The sequence below is a fragment of the Algoriphagus sp. NBT04N3 genome (assembly GCF_019443765.1).
Taxonomy (GTDB): Bacteria; Bacteroidota; Bacteroidia; order Cytophagales; family Cyclobacteriaceae; genus Algoriphagus; species Algoriphagus ornithinivorans.
Window position 1 is genome coordinate 4,635,013 of record NZ_CP048415.1, and the last position, 14,218, is coordinate 4,649,230.

The 14,218-nt window shown below is 39.0% G+C and carries 9 protein-coding genes; all 9 read left to right on the forward strand.

Annotation, left to right across the window (positions count from 1 at the left end; all coding sequences use genetic code 11):
* The first annotated feature begins 143 nt into the window (after positions 1-143).
* Complete coding sequence (gene bshC / locus GYM62_RS20175) at positions 144-1,709, forward strand: bacillithiol biosynthesis cysteine-adding enzyme BshC (RefSeq protein ID WP_219957732.1); 1,566 nt, start codon at positions 144-146, stop codon at positions 1,707-1,709.
* Positions 1,699-2,268, forward strand: a complete 570-nt coding sequence (locus tag GYM62_RS20180; protein WP_219957733.1) for a 5-formyltetrahydrofolate cyclo-ligase — start codon at positions 1,699-1,701, stop codon at positions 2,266-2,268. The genes bshC and GYM62_RS20180 overlap by 11 nt, the downstream gene beginning before the upstream one ends.
* Before the next feature lie 19 nt (positions 2,269-2,287).
* Positions 2,288-2,782 (forward strand): hypothetical protein, encoded by a 495-nt coding sequence (locus tag GYM62_RS20185; RefSeq protein ID WP_091651054.1) that lies wholly within the window; start codon positions 2,288-2,290, stop codon positions 2,780-2,782.
* 579 nt (positions 2,783-3,361) lie between these two features.
* On the forward strand, positions 3,362-6,577 hold the full coding sequence (locus GYM62_RS20190) for a SusC/RagA family TonB-linked outer membrane protein (protein WP_219957734.1): 3,216 nt from the start codon (positions 3,362-3,364) through the stop codon (positions 6,575-6,577).
* An 18-nt stretch (positions 6,578-6,595) separates the two neighbouring features.
* On the forward strand, positions 6,596-8,248 hold the full coding sequence (locus GYM62_RS20195) for a SusD/RagB family nutrient-binding outer membrane lipoprotein (RefSeq protein WP_219957735.1): 1,653 nt from the start codon (positions 6,596-6,598) through the stop codon (positions 8,246-8,248).
* A gap of 18 nt (positions 8,249-8,266) precedes the next feature.
* Entirely contained in the window at positions 8,267-9,214 is a 948-nt protein-coding gene (locus tag GYM62_RS20200) for a hypothetical protein (RefSeq protein ID WP_219957736.1), read from the forward strand.
* A gap of 137 nt (positions 9,215-9,351) precedes the next feature.
* Positions 9,352-12,138, forward strand: a complete 2,787-nt coding sequence (locus GYM62_RS20205; protein ID WP_219957737.1) for a 2-oxoglutarate dehydrogenase E1 component — start codon at positions 9,352-9,354, stop codon at positions 12,136-12,138.
* Positions 12,139-12,208: 70 nt separating this feature from the next.
* Positions 12,209-13,759, forward strand: a complete 1,551-nt coding sequence (gene odhB / locus GYM62_RS20210; RefSeq protein ID WP_219957738.1) for a 2-oxoglutarate dehydrogenase complex dihydrolipoyllysine-residue succinyltransferase — start codon at positions 12,209-12,211, stop codon at positions 13,757-13,759.
* 100 nt (positions 13,760-13,859) lie between these two features.
* Complete coding sequence (locus tag GYM62_RS20215) at positions 13,860-14,213, forward strand: four helix bundle protein (protein WP_219957739.1); 354 nt, start codon at positions 13,860-13,862, stop codon at positions 14,211-14,213.
* The last annotated feature ends 5 nt before the right edge of the window (positions 14,214-14,218 follow it).

Sequence of the window (14,218 nt, forward strand, 5' to 3'; positions counted from 1 at the left end):
AATCTGGAGAATTTGTTCCTTTTGTTAGGGATATTTGATAGAAACTATCTTCCATTGATGTAAGAAAGCGTGATTTTTAATAAAAAAACCGAACTTTGGCTGATAGCCATCAGTTTGCCTAGACGAAATTACCAATCACCCTCATGAAAAAATACTGCGTAGATCTCAGAGAAACTCATCAGTTTTCATCATTTTTCTTGGATTACATAGAGGGAAAAGCAGAATTGAGACCGTTTTATACACATCTGCCAAAAATCGAGAGTTTCAAGCAGGCTATAGAAAAGAAAGAATTTCCAGAAAATAAGAGGAAAATTCTCTGTCAAAGTTTAGCTAATCAATATGAGGGAATTGAACTTTTTGAAGAAGAAAAAAAACAATTAGAAGCACTTGCCAACCCCAATACTTTTACCGTAACTACGGGTCATCAATTGAATTTATTCACTGGGCCACTTTATTTCATCTATAAGATTGTATCTACTATCAAACTTGCCGAGGAACTAAACAAAGCATATCCTAATCAGCATTTTGTTCCTGTTTATTGGATGGCAAGTGAAGATCATGATTTTGATGAGATCAATTATTTCAAATTAGACGGGAAAAAATATCAATGGAATTCCGATCAAAGCGGGGCTGTTGGAGATTTTGAGTTAGAAGCCAGTTTTCAAGAATTTTTGAAAGAGATTCCTTTTGTACATGATGTTTTTAAGCAAGCATATTCCAGCTCCAAGACGCTGAAAGAAGCTGTCAGAAAATATGTTCACGAATTATTTGGAGAAAAAGGCTTGCTGATTGTAGATGGTCATGATGCGGGTTTGAAAGGACTGTTTAAGGAGGTAATCAAGTCAGATTTGATCGATCATACTCCCCACAAAGAGGCGGTATTGAAAACAGAATCCTTGGAGACTTTAGGTTATTCCGGACAGATTTTTCCAAGAGAAATCAACTTTTTCTATTTGGATCAGGGTTTGCGAGAGCGAATAGAAAAGCATGGAGATAATTATATTGTATTAAATTCAGACTTGAAGTTTTCGCAGGATGAGATTCTAAAATTAGTGGAAGATCATCCGGAGAGATTCAGCCCAAATGTGGTATTAAGACCCCTCTATCAAGAGATGATTTTACCAAATTTAGCCTATTTGGGAGGACCTGCTGAGGTAGCCTATTGGTTGCAGCTGAAGGGTGTATTTGATCATTTCCAAACTCCCTTCCCCGTATTGTTACCAAGGAATTTTGCTTTGATTTTGAGTAAAGAAATTCTTAGAAAAATTGAAAAGTTGGGATGGGATGAGAATTCTATTTTTATGGATAAAGAGGCGTGGAAAAAGGATTTTGTTACCAAGAATGCCTTTTCCGACATTCAAATGAAAAAAGAAAGAGAACAAGTAGCATTACTTTTTGATAATAGAGGGGAAGAGGCTGAATCTTTGGAGAAAAGTCTAAAGGATTCTTTTGAAGCTGCCAAGGTGAGGAGTTTGAAAATTTTGGATCAAATGTCTGATAAGCTCCGCAAAGCTGAAGAAAAGAGACATCAAATAGCCTTCAGTCGAGTAGATGATATAGAGGACTACCTCAAGCCCAATGGCAGTCCTCAGGAGAGAGTGGTTAATATGATGCAGTTTTATCTAGCAGATGAATTATTGATTGATAAGCTATTTGAAAATTTTGACCCCATGGATTTCAGAATGATGGTTTTGAAATATGAGGACTGAAAAAGATGAATACAGAAGGCTTTATAAGAAAAAGCGGAAATCCTTATCCGATAAGGAGCTAGAGGAGGCTTCCTTATTAATTTTTAAAAACTCAACTGAATGGTTGAAGGATCAAAAATTCCATAGCGTCCATATTTTTTTACCGATAAAAAAGCAGCGTGAGGTAAATACCTTTCCCATTGTTGAGTTTTTTTGGAGAGCAGGGGTTCCTTTATATACCTCCATGGTACAAGTTTCAACCAATACGCTCCAAACTATTACCGTCCCAAAAAACGTAGAATTTGTTGAAGATAAGTGGGGGATTCCATTACCTGTGGAATTTGATTTGATAGAAAAGCCTGAAATAGACCTGATTTTCATCCCATTATTAGCTTATGATGAAAGTGGAGCAAGGTTAGGTTTTGGTAAAGGCTATTATGATAAATTTTTGTCTGAGTTGAGTTATGAGCCAATTAAGCTTGGCTTGAGTTTTTTTGGACCAGAGAAAGAATTACCTAAAGAAGCGCATGATATTCCATTGGACTTTTGTATAAATCCTCAAAAAGTCCTTACATTTTAGTCTTGAATTTATAATGTCGATGAAAAAGATTGTGTTTGTGCTATTGTTTGCAGGAGTAGTGTTTTTCCAAATTCCTTCTGCGAAAGCCCAAGTTAGAGCTTACAATACCATGGTGGGAGTAGTTGGGGGAACCAACTTGGGAGGAACGGTCAAGCAGTTCATCTCCGAACAAGGAGCCATAGACTTATTGGTATATAATCGATGGAAGGGTTGGGTTGGAGCTTTGCTGTATGAACACCACTGGGATATCAGAGAATTTGAGGGGCTGGAATGGTATGTTGGCGGAGGAGCCCACTATGGCATGTGGAAAGATGGGAAGGGTGAACCTCCATGGGTTTACAAAATTGATCAGGACTATAATGTATTTGGAGTAGATGCAATAGTGGGTTTAGAGTATAATATCAACCGGAGTAATTTTTATTTGGGAGTTTACTGGAAACCCGCATATAATTTTGCTGATTTTACTACTCTTTGGGAAGATGAAGCTGCCCTTACTTTAAGATATTCGTTTTAAAATTCAGTCACATATTATTTTTTTGAACCTATTTTTTCTGAATTCGCAAAAAAATAAAGTCATCTTAAAAGATTTGAACCCTGATTTGAGATTTTTTTAATTTTTTCTGAAATGCTATAAGTCTTCAATTTTAGCGTCAAAATAAAAATTGGATTACCAGCCTATATATTGGGTTATATTTTTTAAAACCAATAACTGAAAAAACTATATAGGGTTTTAAGAAATAAATCCGTGTAATATTTTTTTTAAAAATGATATTATGGGCCTGATAATTCAAAATAAAATTTTGTCATCTAATTATATACCATGCAAATCAGTTAATATTTGTTAAATAACCGCTTTTTGCCAAATAATCATCTTTTTACACCGCTTATACAAAATTTCTACCGCTTGATTTTAAAAAAGGCTTCAAATTAGTCAATAATTAACTAATCATATGAATAATAAGGTTTAAATTATTTTAAAATTGTGTTTAAACAATAAAATACATGACAAATAGAATAATAATTTCAGATTTTGAATATTTTGAAATTCAACTGAAAGAGATTTTCTTTACATATCAACTAAACTAAATACCTTATGAGAAAAGCTTTACTCTTTGTTGTTGCGCTTTTCACCATGACACTCAGCTATGAGGTGTCGGCGCAACAGCGGGTAATTACCGGTACGGTAATTTCCGACGAAGATGGACTAGGCTTGCCGGGTGCAACCGTCCTCGTGAAGGGTACGACAGTGGGTACTACCACCGATTTGGATGGTAATTATTCCATCAGCGTGCCAGCGGGTTCGAATGTGCTGATTTTCTCTTTTGTGGGTCTTGTATCCAAAGAAGAGGCGATAGGCAACCGAACCGTCATTAACGTAACCCTTACAACTGACGCAGCTCAACTATCAGAAGTGGTAGTAACTGCAATTGGTATTGAAAGGGAAAAGAAAGCCTTGGGTTATGCAGTTACCTCTGTAGGTAATGAGCAGCTCGAGAACAGACCTGAGCAAGACGTAGCTCGTGTTTTGCAAGGTAAAGTGCCAGGTGTAAACATTACATCTACCAACGGTATGTCAGGTTCTGGTACCAACATGGTAATTAGAGGTTATTCCTCAGCTACCGGTTCTAACCAGCCTTTGTTCGTTGTAGATGGTGTTCCTTTCAACACTAGCACAAACAACCAAAACGGATTTACTACAGGTGGTGCGACCACATCTTCTCGTTTCTTGGATATTGACCCTAACAATATTGAGGCTATCTCTGTATTGAAAGGTTTGTCAGCAACCGTACTTTACGGTGACCAAGGTAGAAACGGTGTGATCTTGATCACTACCAAATCAGGAGCATCTAAGAGAAAAGCTGCTGAGGTAACTATCAACCAATCTGTATTTACCAACGAGGCGGCATCTTTGCCTACTTATGGTCAGGTTTATGGTAATGGTTTCCAGCAAGCGCCTGGTTTCTTCTTCTCTAACTTCGGTCCAAGAATGGATGAAGGAAGAACAGTAAACCACCCATATGCTACTTCTTCTGTACAAAAAGTAAGAGAAGCTTTCCCACAGTTCTGGGTTGATGGAATTGTAGGAGGTACTCCAGTACAGTATGAATATAAGGCATATGCTGATCCTTCTGAGATTTTCTTCAGAACCGGTTTGATTTCTAATACATCTGTTCAAGTTGCAGGTGGTTCAGACAAGACTAGCTTCAACGCTTCTTTCGGTTATACTGACGAAGAAGGATTTACTCCTGGCAACGAATTGAAGAAGTACAACTTCGGTTTGGGTGTTAACTCTGCAGTTTCTGACAAACTTTCTGTTAGATCTTCTTTCACTTTCGCAATTACAGACCTACAGTCTCCTCCAGTTAACGCAGCCTTCGGTTCCGGACCTTCTGGTGGTATTCCATCTGTTTTTGCTCACGTATTGTATACTCCTCGTTCTGTGGATTTGGGTGGTCTTCCTTTTGAAAACCCAATTGATAGAAGCTCTGTATACTACAGAGGAGGTAATGATATCGTTAACCCTAACTGGTTGGTGAGATATTATCAGAATACTTCTGATGTACAGCGTTTCTTCAATTCTACATCAATCAACTATGATTTGACCGACGACTTTTCTATTACTTATAGAATCGGCTTGGATACATATACAGAATTGCAGGAATTGAGATATAATAGAGGAGGACCTTCTTCTTCTTTGGCAACAACTTCTGGTTATTACAGATCAGTAAACGTTACAAATAGTATCTGGAACCAAGATTTGATCATCAACTGGAAGAAGCAATTCTCCGATAAATTTGGTATGAGTGCTTTGATTGGTGGTAACTCCAGATATGACACTTATGCTCAAAATGGTGTAGCTTCTCAAGGACAGTTGGCTTTCGGATTGTTCCGTCACTCTAACTTCACCAACTCATCTAGTAATGATGCATATAGCGGTGGAGGTTTGAACTTTACTCAAGAAGAAAGAAGAATGGGTATTTATGCTAACGTAACGTTGGACTACTCTAATTATTTATTCTTTAACCTTTCTGCAAGAAACGACTGGACTTCAACAGTTGAGCCTGAAAACAGAAGAATCCTATATCCGGGAGCATCAGTTTCCTTCCTTCCTAGCACTGCGTTCAACTGGAACAGCAGCACTATTAATGATTTGAAATTGAGATTAGGTTATGGTACTTCTGCTGGTTTCCCTTCTCCATATAGAACGAGAAACATTTTGAATCAAAGTGCCCGTGCTTTTGAAAGAGATGGAGCCGTTACTCAGACTCACTCTGTATCCAACCTTTTGGGTAATCCAAATTTGAAGCCTGAGTTACACGAAGAAACTGAATTCGGTATTGAAGCAGTGATGTTCAATAACAAATTGAAGTTTGACATTTCCTTGTACCAGAAGAATACAAGAGATTTAATTACTCAAGCTCCAATTGATCCTGCTACTGGATTTACTTCAACTGCAATCAACATTGGTAAAATTAGAAACAGAGGTATTGAATTCCAGGCAACTGTGACTCCAGTATCTACCGCTTCAGGTTTTGCATGGAATTCTACTATAAACTGGGGTCTTTATAGATCTAAGACCATCGAGTTAGGTGGAGGTTTGGAAGAGATCGTTGTTGCTGGTTTTACTACCTTGGGTAACTTCGCTATTCCTGGTCAGCCGTTCAATATTATCAAGGGTGTAGGATTTGAAAGAGACGAGCAAACTGGTCAGCCAATTGTTCTTTCTAACGGATTGTATAAGCCTTCTGCTGAATTGAAAGTATTAGGTGATCCAAACCCAGCTTGGACAGGTTCTTGGATTAACTCCTTTACTTACAAAGGATTTACCTTAAATGCAATGATGGAGTACAGACATAAGGGAGCAATTTTCTCCAACACTGTGACTGCAACTCTAGCAAGAGGTGTAACCAAAGATCCGGTTGTTGATAGAGAATTGACCTTCATTATGCCAGGTGTGAAAGAAGATGGAACTCCAAACGATATTCAAATCACTGCTTCTGATTACTTCTTTGCAGGTTATCAGGGTGCAACGGATGAGCCAAACGTATTCGATGGTTCTATGATTCGATTGAGAGAACTTTCTTTGGGTTATCAAATCCCATCGAACTTGATGTCTAAGACTCCATTTAAGAGAGCTTCTATCGCCTTGAGTGGTACAAACCTTTGGTTCCTTGCCTTGAACTTCCCTCCAAACATGAACTATGACGTAGACGTGTTGGGAACAGGTGTTGGTAACGGATTAGGCTTCGACTTTGTAACAGGTCCTAGCTCTAGAAGATTTGGTGGTACTGTAACACTTACATTCTAACCCCAAACAGAAATTAAGATGAAAAAAAGAATATATAGTTTATTGCTGGCTGTCAGCACACTGTTTGCGGTTTCCTGTGACCTAGATTTGTTGGAAAACCCAAATGCTGTAAACGCAGACACAGCTTCTCCTGACTTTCTGTTAAACAGAATTCAGTTAGATTATCAGTCCTTCTTCAACACTGTTGGAGATGATGGAATGCGATTAACTCGTATTATTAACCAAGGTTCTGCTCAGTACGAAGGAGCTTATACTCCAGTTACTACAAACGGATATTGGACTAATGCTTACGCGAATATTTTGGCAGATATCAAGTTCTTGGAGCCTTTAGCTGAAGCTTCAAATTTCCAAAGACACTTAGGTATCGCTAAGACAATCAAGGCAATGGTCTTGTTTAACTTGGTAGATTCATATGGCGATGTTCCATTCTCTCAGGCTTTGGACCCTAACGAGTTCAACCCTGCAGTAGACCAAGGTGCTGCTGTTTATGACGCTGCTTTAGCAGCTTTGAATGAAGCAGCTGCTCACTTTGCAGCTAACCCTTCTTCTGGTACACCAAATGATTATTACTACAACCGTAACTACACCAAGTGGATTCGTTTGGTGAATACCTTGAAGTTAAGATACCATTTGAACAGAAAATTGGTTGATCGAGCTGGTTCAACTTCAGCTATCAATGCTTTGATTGCAGAAAACAATATGTTGAAGACAGGTGATGATTTCGTATTCCGTTTTGGAACAACAAGAGCTGATCCTGATTCTCGTCATCCTAGATTTGCAGGTCAGTATACACAAGGTGGTGGAGACTACCAGTCTACTTTCTACATGTGGCATTTGACTGAAGCTAAAGGTTTTGACGATCCTCGTGCAAGATTCTATTTCTACAGACAGGTATTAGTTAATTCTACCAATCCAGATGAAATTGAGTGTATTACTCAGATTCCTCCGCCACACTATTTAGTAGGTAATTTTATCTACTGTCTTCCTGGTCAGAGAGGATATTGGGGTCGTGATCACCTAGATCCAGACGGTATTCCACCAGATGGATTGAAGAGAACTGCTTGGGGTGTATTCCCAGCTGGAGGTAGATTTGATAATAACTCTGCTTCTCCTGTAAACAACCCTTCATTGGGAGCTCAGGGTGCTGGAATCCATCCAATCATGTTGGCTGCTTATGTTGACTTTATGTTAGCTGAGGCTGCACAGACTTTGGGTACAACCGGTAGTGCTAAGGACTATTTGTTGTCCGGTATCAAGAAGCATATGGATTATGTAGTTGCATTTAGTAGAGGCACTTCTGAAGGTGGCGCTATCAATGCATTCTTAACCGCTCAGGGTATCAATTTGACTACCAATATTGACAATTACTTGAAGTATGTAGGAGACGAATTTGATGCTACTAGTTCTAGTGATGCCAAAATGGGTATCATTGGTAGAGAGTATTGGTTGTCATTGTACGGTAATGGAATTGAATCATATAACCTTTATAGAAGAACAGGTAAGCCTTCACCTATGCAACCTGGTTTGGAGCAGAATCCTGGAATTTTCCCAAGATCATTCTTCTATCCAAACAACTATATGGTTACAAATACCAAAGCGGTTCAAAAACCTGATCAGTCCGTACAAGTATTTTGGGATACAAATCCTGCAGGAAACGCTTGGGTTCAATAACCGATAAATTTGAAAAATATGAAAATGATAAAATATAGTTTCGGTCTACTGATGGGCGCTTTGATTTTCCTCAGCTCCTGTAGAGACTTTGTAGAGCCGAATATCCCATATTCCGACTTTGATACGGCGGCTTATTTGAGAACTATCTCAAGAACAAGCACTACCTTTAACTTCTTTGACTTGGCGAATTCTAAATTTGCTTTGACTTTGGAAGCCGTAGATGCTGAGGATGGAAACACTGTTGAAACAGTGGAAATTCGAGTTCGTCACAGACGATTGATCCCTGGTGTTGGTCTTGAGTATACTCCAGCGAACGATGTTCTTGTTAGAACTCTTCAGAAGTCTGACTTCGCTCCAAATTCAGAATCTAGATTCTTAAGAGTTTCTTTCGAGATCCCTGCTTCTGAAGCTATCTCTGCAGTAGGTTTAACACCTGCTCAAATTGAAGGTGCGGATGTATTCGAATTCAGATTAGTATTGAATGACAAGTTTGGCAGAAGATTCTCCAGTGATAACGTTACTACTAACGTTGCTGGTGCACCATTCTATGCTTCTCCATTCCAGTACAATGTGAGTGTGATTTGTCCTTCTGACCTTGGAGGAACTTACAACTTCACTCAAACGAACATGCAGTCTATCTATGGCTCTTGTCCTGGTACTATTTCTGGAACTACTACGTTCACCCCGATTGCTTCTACTCCTGGTGCTTATAGAATTACAGACGGAACCTTCGGTTTCTGGAACTGCTATGGGGACTCGTGGGGAAGTGGTAACGTACGAATCAATGATGCTTGTGGTAAGTTGACCATGAGTGGATCTGATAAGTACAGTGCTTCTTACTCCATGACTGTAGTAAGTGTAAATGCTCAGGATCTCGTAATTCAGTGGCTAAACTCTGATGGAGAAACTGGTCTAGTAACAATTAAATCTAATTCTGGTAAGCCTTGGCCTGCTGGATTGAGATAATAAAATTCTTTTGAATTTAAAGAGCGGCAAAATTTGTCGCTCTTTTTTTATTTAATATGTATATTTGGAAAAGCAAATAAGCGGTTTTTTAATCTGAACATTTGGGAGTAGTTTTGTGTTGTTCTCAAAAAATAACCATGGACAAATTCTCATACATCGCCAACGCTCATGTTTCCTATATAGATGAGCTCTATAATTCCTACAAACAAGACCCAGAATCCATAGATCCTAGCTGGAAAGAATTTTTTGATGGATTTGATTTTGCCCTAACCAATTACGGTGAAGGTGAAAATGGCCAGGCTGCAGAATCTACTGCATCGACTCCTAAAAATGGTTCTTTGGCTACTCCAGGTACAATTATGGACATGGAGCAGCTTCCAAAAGAAATTAAAGTTAGGGCTCTAATCCATGCGCACAGATCAAGAGCTCACTTAAGATCTAAAACAAACCCAGTTCGGGAAAGAAGAGATAGAAAAGCCCTGATTGATCCAGATGATTTTGGTTTGGGTCAAGATGATATGAATACCGAGTTCCAAGCGGGTAATGAAATTGGTATCGGAAAATCAAAACTCTCTGCGATAATAGATGCACTTAAAACCATCTATGAGGGTCCAATGGGTTTCGAATATCTCTACATCAGAGATCCCGAAATGCTGGATTGGTTTAAAACCAAAGTTGAGAAGGAAGCTTTAGCCTTTAATCCATCCACTGATGAAAAGAAAAGAATCTTATTTAAACTCAACCAAGCTGTTGTTTTTGAAAACTTTTTACACACCAAATACCTTGGACAAAAGCGTTTTTCTTTAGAGGGCGGTGAAAGTACTATTCCATTCTTAGACGCTGTAATAAATACAGCTGCTCTAGGAGGTGTGGAAGAAGTAATGATAGGTATGGCTCACAGGGGAAGGCTAAATGTACTTGCTAATGTAATGGGAAAGACCTATGAGCAGATTTTCTCTGAATTTGAGGGTACAGCCAAGCCAGACCTAACTATGGGAGATGGGGACGTAAAATATCATATGGGTTACTCCTCTGATATCGTTACTCCTGAAGACAAGAAAGTTCACTTGAAGTTGGCTCCCAATCCATCACACTTAGAGGCAGTCAATCCTGTGGTTGAAGGATTTATCAGGGCAAAAATCGATTCAGAACATAAGGGTGATAAAACCAAGGCACTCCCTATTTTGATTCATGGGGATGCTGCAGTAGCGGGTCAAGGTATTGTGTATGAGGTGACTCAGATGGCTGGTTTGAAAGGCTACAACACGGGAGGAACCATTCACTTTGTCATCAACAACCAAGTAGGTTTTACTACTGATTTTGATGATGCAAGATCTTCTATCTATTGTACAGATGTAGCTAAAATCATCGATGCTCCGGTAATTCACGTTAATGGTGATAATGCGGAAGCAGTAGTCTTCGCGGCGAAGTTAGCTGCAGAATTCAGACAAAAATTTGGTCGGGATATTTTCGTGGATATGGTTTGCTACAGACGTCATGGTCATAATGAGTCTGATGAACCTAAATTCACTCAACCCGAACTTTATAATATCATCTCCAAGCATCCAAACCCTAGAGAGATTTACGTGAAGCGATTGACCGAAAGAGGGGATATCGATGCCGAAATTGCATCTCAAATGGATGAGGAGTTTAGACAACTTCTACAAGATCGTCTAAACATGGTTAAAGAAAAACCACTTCCTTATCAAGCTACTAAGTTTGAAAGAGAATGGGGTAGCTTGAGAAGATCCAAGCCGGAAGACTTTGATCAGTCTCCAGAAACAGGAGTTGATGCCAAAGTAATTGATCAAGTGGCCGAAGCATTAACCACCATTCCAAAAGGCTTCAAGCCAATTAAGCAGATTGAGGCTCAAATGAAGCAGAGAAAAGATATGTTCTTCAAGTCCAAGTCATTGAACTGGGCTTCTGCTGAATTATTGGCTTATGGATCTCTATTACTTGAGGGAAAAACTGTAAGACTTACAGGTCAGGATGTGCAAAGAGGTACATTCTCCCACAGACATGCAGTATTACACGATGCCAATTCCAATCAGCCTTTCAATTCTTTGAAAGAAATGAAAGATAGAAAGGGACAATTCCATATTTACAACTCTCTCCTTTCAGAATATGCTGTTTTGGGATTTGAGTACGGATATGGCATGGCTAATCCGCATTCATTGACCATTTGGGAAGCGCAGTTTGGTGATTTTGCAAACGGAGCCCAAACCATGATTGACCAGTTTATTTCCTCCGGTGAATCCAAGTGGCAAAAGCAAAATGGACTGGTTATGCTACTTCCTCATGGGTATGAAGGACAGGGTCCAGAGCACTCTAATGCGAGACCAGAAAGATTTTTGCAGCTTTCTGCTGAATATAATATGGTGGTGGCTAACATCACCGAGCCATCCAACTTCTTTCATTTATTAAGAAGACAATTAGCTTGGGAATTTAGGAAGCCATGCGTTGTGATGTCTCCAAAATCCTTGTTGCGTCACCCTAAGGTAATGTCACCTATAGATGAATTTACTTCGGGTAAGTTTAGAGAATTAATTCCTGATACTACTGTAAACACCAAGGATGTGAAGCGAGTGGTCTTGTGTACTGGTAAAGTATACTATGACCTAGAAGAAGCGAGAGAGAAAGAAAAAGTGAAGAATGTAGCGCTTGTTCGTATTGAACAACTACATCCACTGCCTAAAAAGCAGATTTTTGAAACATTGAAGCAATACAAAGACGCGGAAGTAGTATGGGTTCAGGAAGAGCCAGAAAATATGGGCTACTGGAATTATATGTTGAGACTTCTGCATAAAGAACTTCCAATGGATGTGATTGCCAGAAAGATGAGTGCATCTCCAGCTACCGGATATAACAAAGTCCATGTAGAAGAACAAAAAGCAATTGTTTCCAAAGCATTAAAACTGTAATTAACCGCAAATCCAGAATATTCCTTTTACCTCTTTTGCCATTTTTTGGTAAAAGTCAACAGAAAAACACATGAGCAAAGAAATCAAAGTTCCGGCTGTCGGTGAATCAATCACCGAAGTAACCATAGGCCAGTGGTTTAAAAAAGATGGGGATTCAGTTCAGATGGATGAAGTTCTATGTGAGCTTGAATCTGATAAAGCAACTTTTGAATTGCCGGCAGAGGCTGCAGGTACCTTACGAATCAAAGCAGAGGAAGGTGATACATTGGAAATTGGCGCTGTGATCTGTGTAATAGAAGAATCAGATTCAGGAGTCAAAAGTGAAGAGTCAAAAGACTCCAAAAAGTCTGAGGAAAAGTCTAAATCATCTTCTTCCTCCTCTTCTAAAACAGGGGAAGTAAAGGAAATGGTTGTGCCAACTGTTGGTGAATCTATCACTGAGGTTACGCTGGCAAATTGGATCAAAGCCGATGGCGATTATGTCAAATTAGACGATATCATTGCTGAAGTGGATTCAGATAAAGCAACCTTCGAATTACCTGCTGAAGCTTCTGGAATACTTCGACATGTGGCAAAAGAGGGTGATACACTTGAAATCGGAGGATTGATCTGTAAGATTGAAGTAACTGAAGGAGAGCCTGAAACTTCATCTTCTGAAAAGTCCAGCTCCGAAAGTGCCTCAACCTCATCTTCTTCATCTGATAAGGACAGCTACGCATCAGGTCATGCTTCTCCGGCAGCGTCTAAGATTCTTTCTGAAAAAGGAATTAAGCCAGAGGAGGTAAAAGGAACTGGAAAAGACGGAAGAATTACAAAAGAGGATGCACAAAATGCTCAAAAATCTGCGCCAGCTCCTAAGTCAGAATCCAAGTCGGAAAGCAAGGCAGAAGCTCCTGCTCAAAAACCAACTCAGGGTGGTTCCAGAGAAGAGAGAAGAGAAAAAATGTCCTCATTGCGACGCACTGTTTCTAGAAGATTGGTGTCTGTGAAAAATGAAACAGCCATGTTGACGACATTCAATGAAGTCAATATGAAGCCAATTATGGATTTGAGATCCAAATTCAAGGAGCAGTTTAAAGAAAAGCATGGTGTAGGACTTGGTTTCATGTCATTCTTCACCAAAGCTGTTTGTGTTGCTCTTCAAGAATGGCCAGCTGTCAATGCCAAAATTGATGGGAATGAGATTGTATATAATGATTACTGTGATATTTCAATTGCTGTTTCCGCTCCAAAAGGTCTGGTCGTGCCAGTAATTAGAAACGCTGAAGGACTTAGCTTCGATCAGATTGAAAAAGAAGTGGTAAGATTGGCTACCAAAGCAAGAGATAATAAGCTTTCCATTGAAGAGATGACTGGAGGTACCTTCACCATCACTAATGGAGGTGTATTTGGCTCCATGATGTCTACTCCGATCATTAATGCTCCTCAATCTGCTATTCTCGGTATGCATAATATTGTGGAAAGACCGATGGCTGTTAACGGTGAAGTGAAAATTCTTCCTATGATGTATGTAGCACTTTCTTACGATCATAGAATCATTGACGGAAGAGAGTCTGTAAGCTTCTTGGTTCGCGTGAAGCAACTCTTGGAAGATCCAACTAGGTTGTTGTTTGGAGTATAAACGACTGTACAAAGTAAAAAGTACGATGTACAAAGTGTATTAAAATTTGAATTGATTAGTTAAATTAATAAAAAAAATGTTTAACTAAATTAAATTCAAAATGCATCGTTACAAAGAACTCAAAGTATGGCAGAAGGCCATAGATTTAGCTGTTGAAGTTTACAAGATTACGGAAAATCTTCCTCCTCAAGAGCGCTTTGGATTAATCTCTCAAATGAATAAGTGTGTAATTTCTATTCCTTCAAATATTGCAGAAGGTGCAGGAAGGAATACTAATAAGGAATTTGATCATTTCCTTGGTATTTCACTAGGCTCTTCTTTTGAGTTAGATACCCAAATGGTTATTTCTAACCGCTTGGGCTATGTTAGTATAGATGATTTTGAAAAAATAGAAACTGAACTTGAGCATATTCAAAACATGATAGTCAGACTTAAGCAAAGTTTAAATGTTTAACCTTG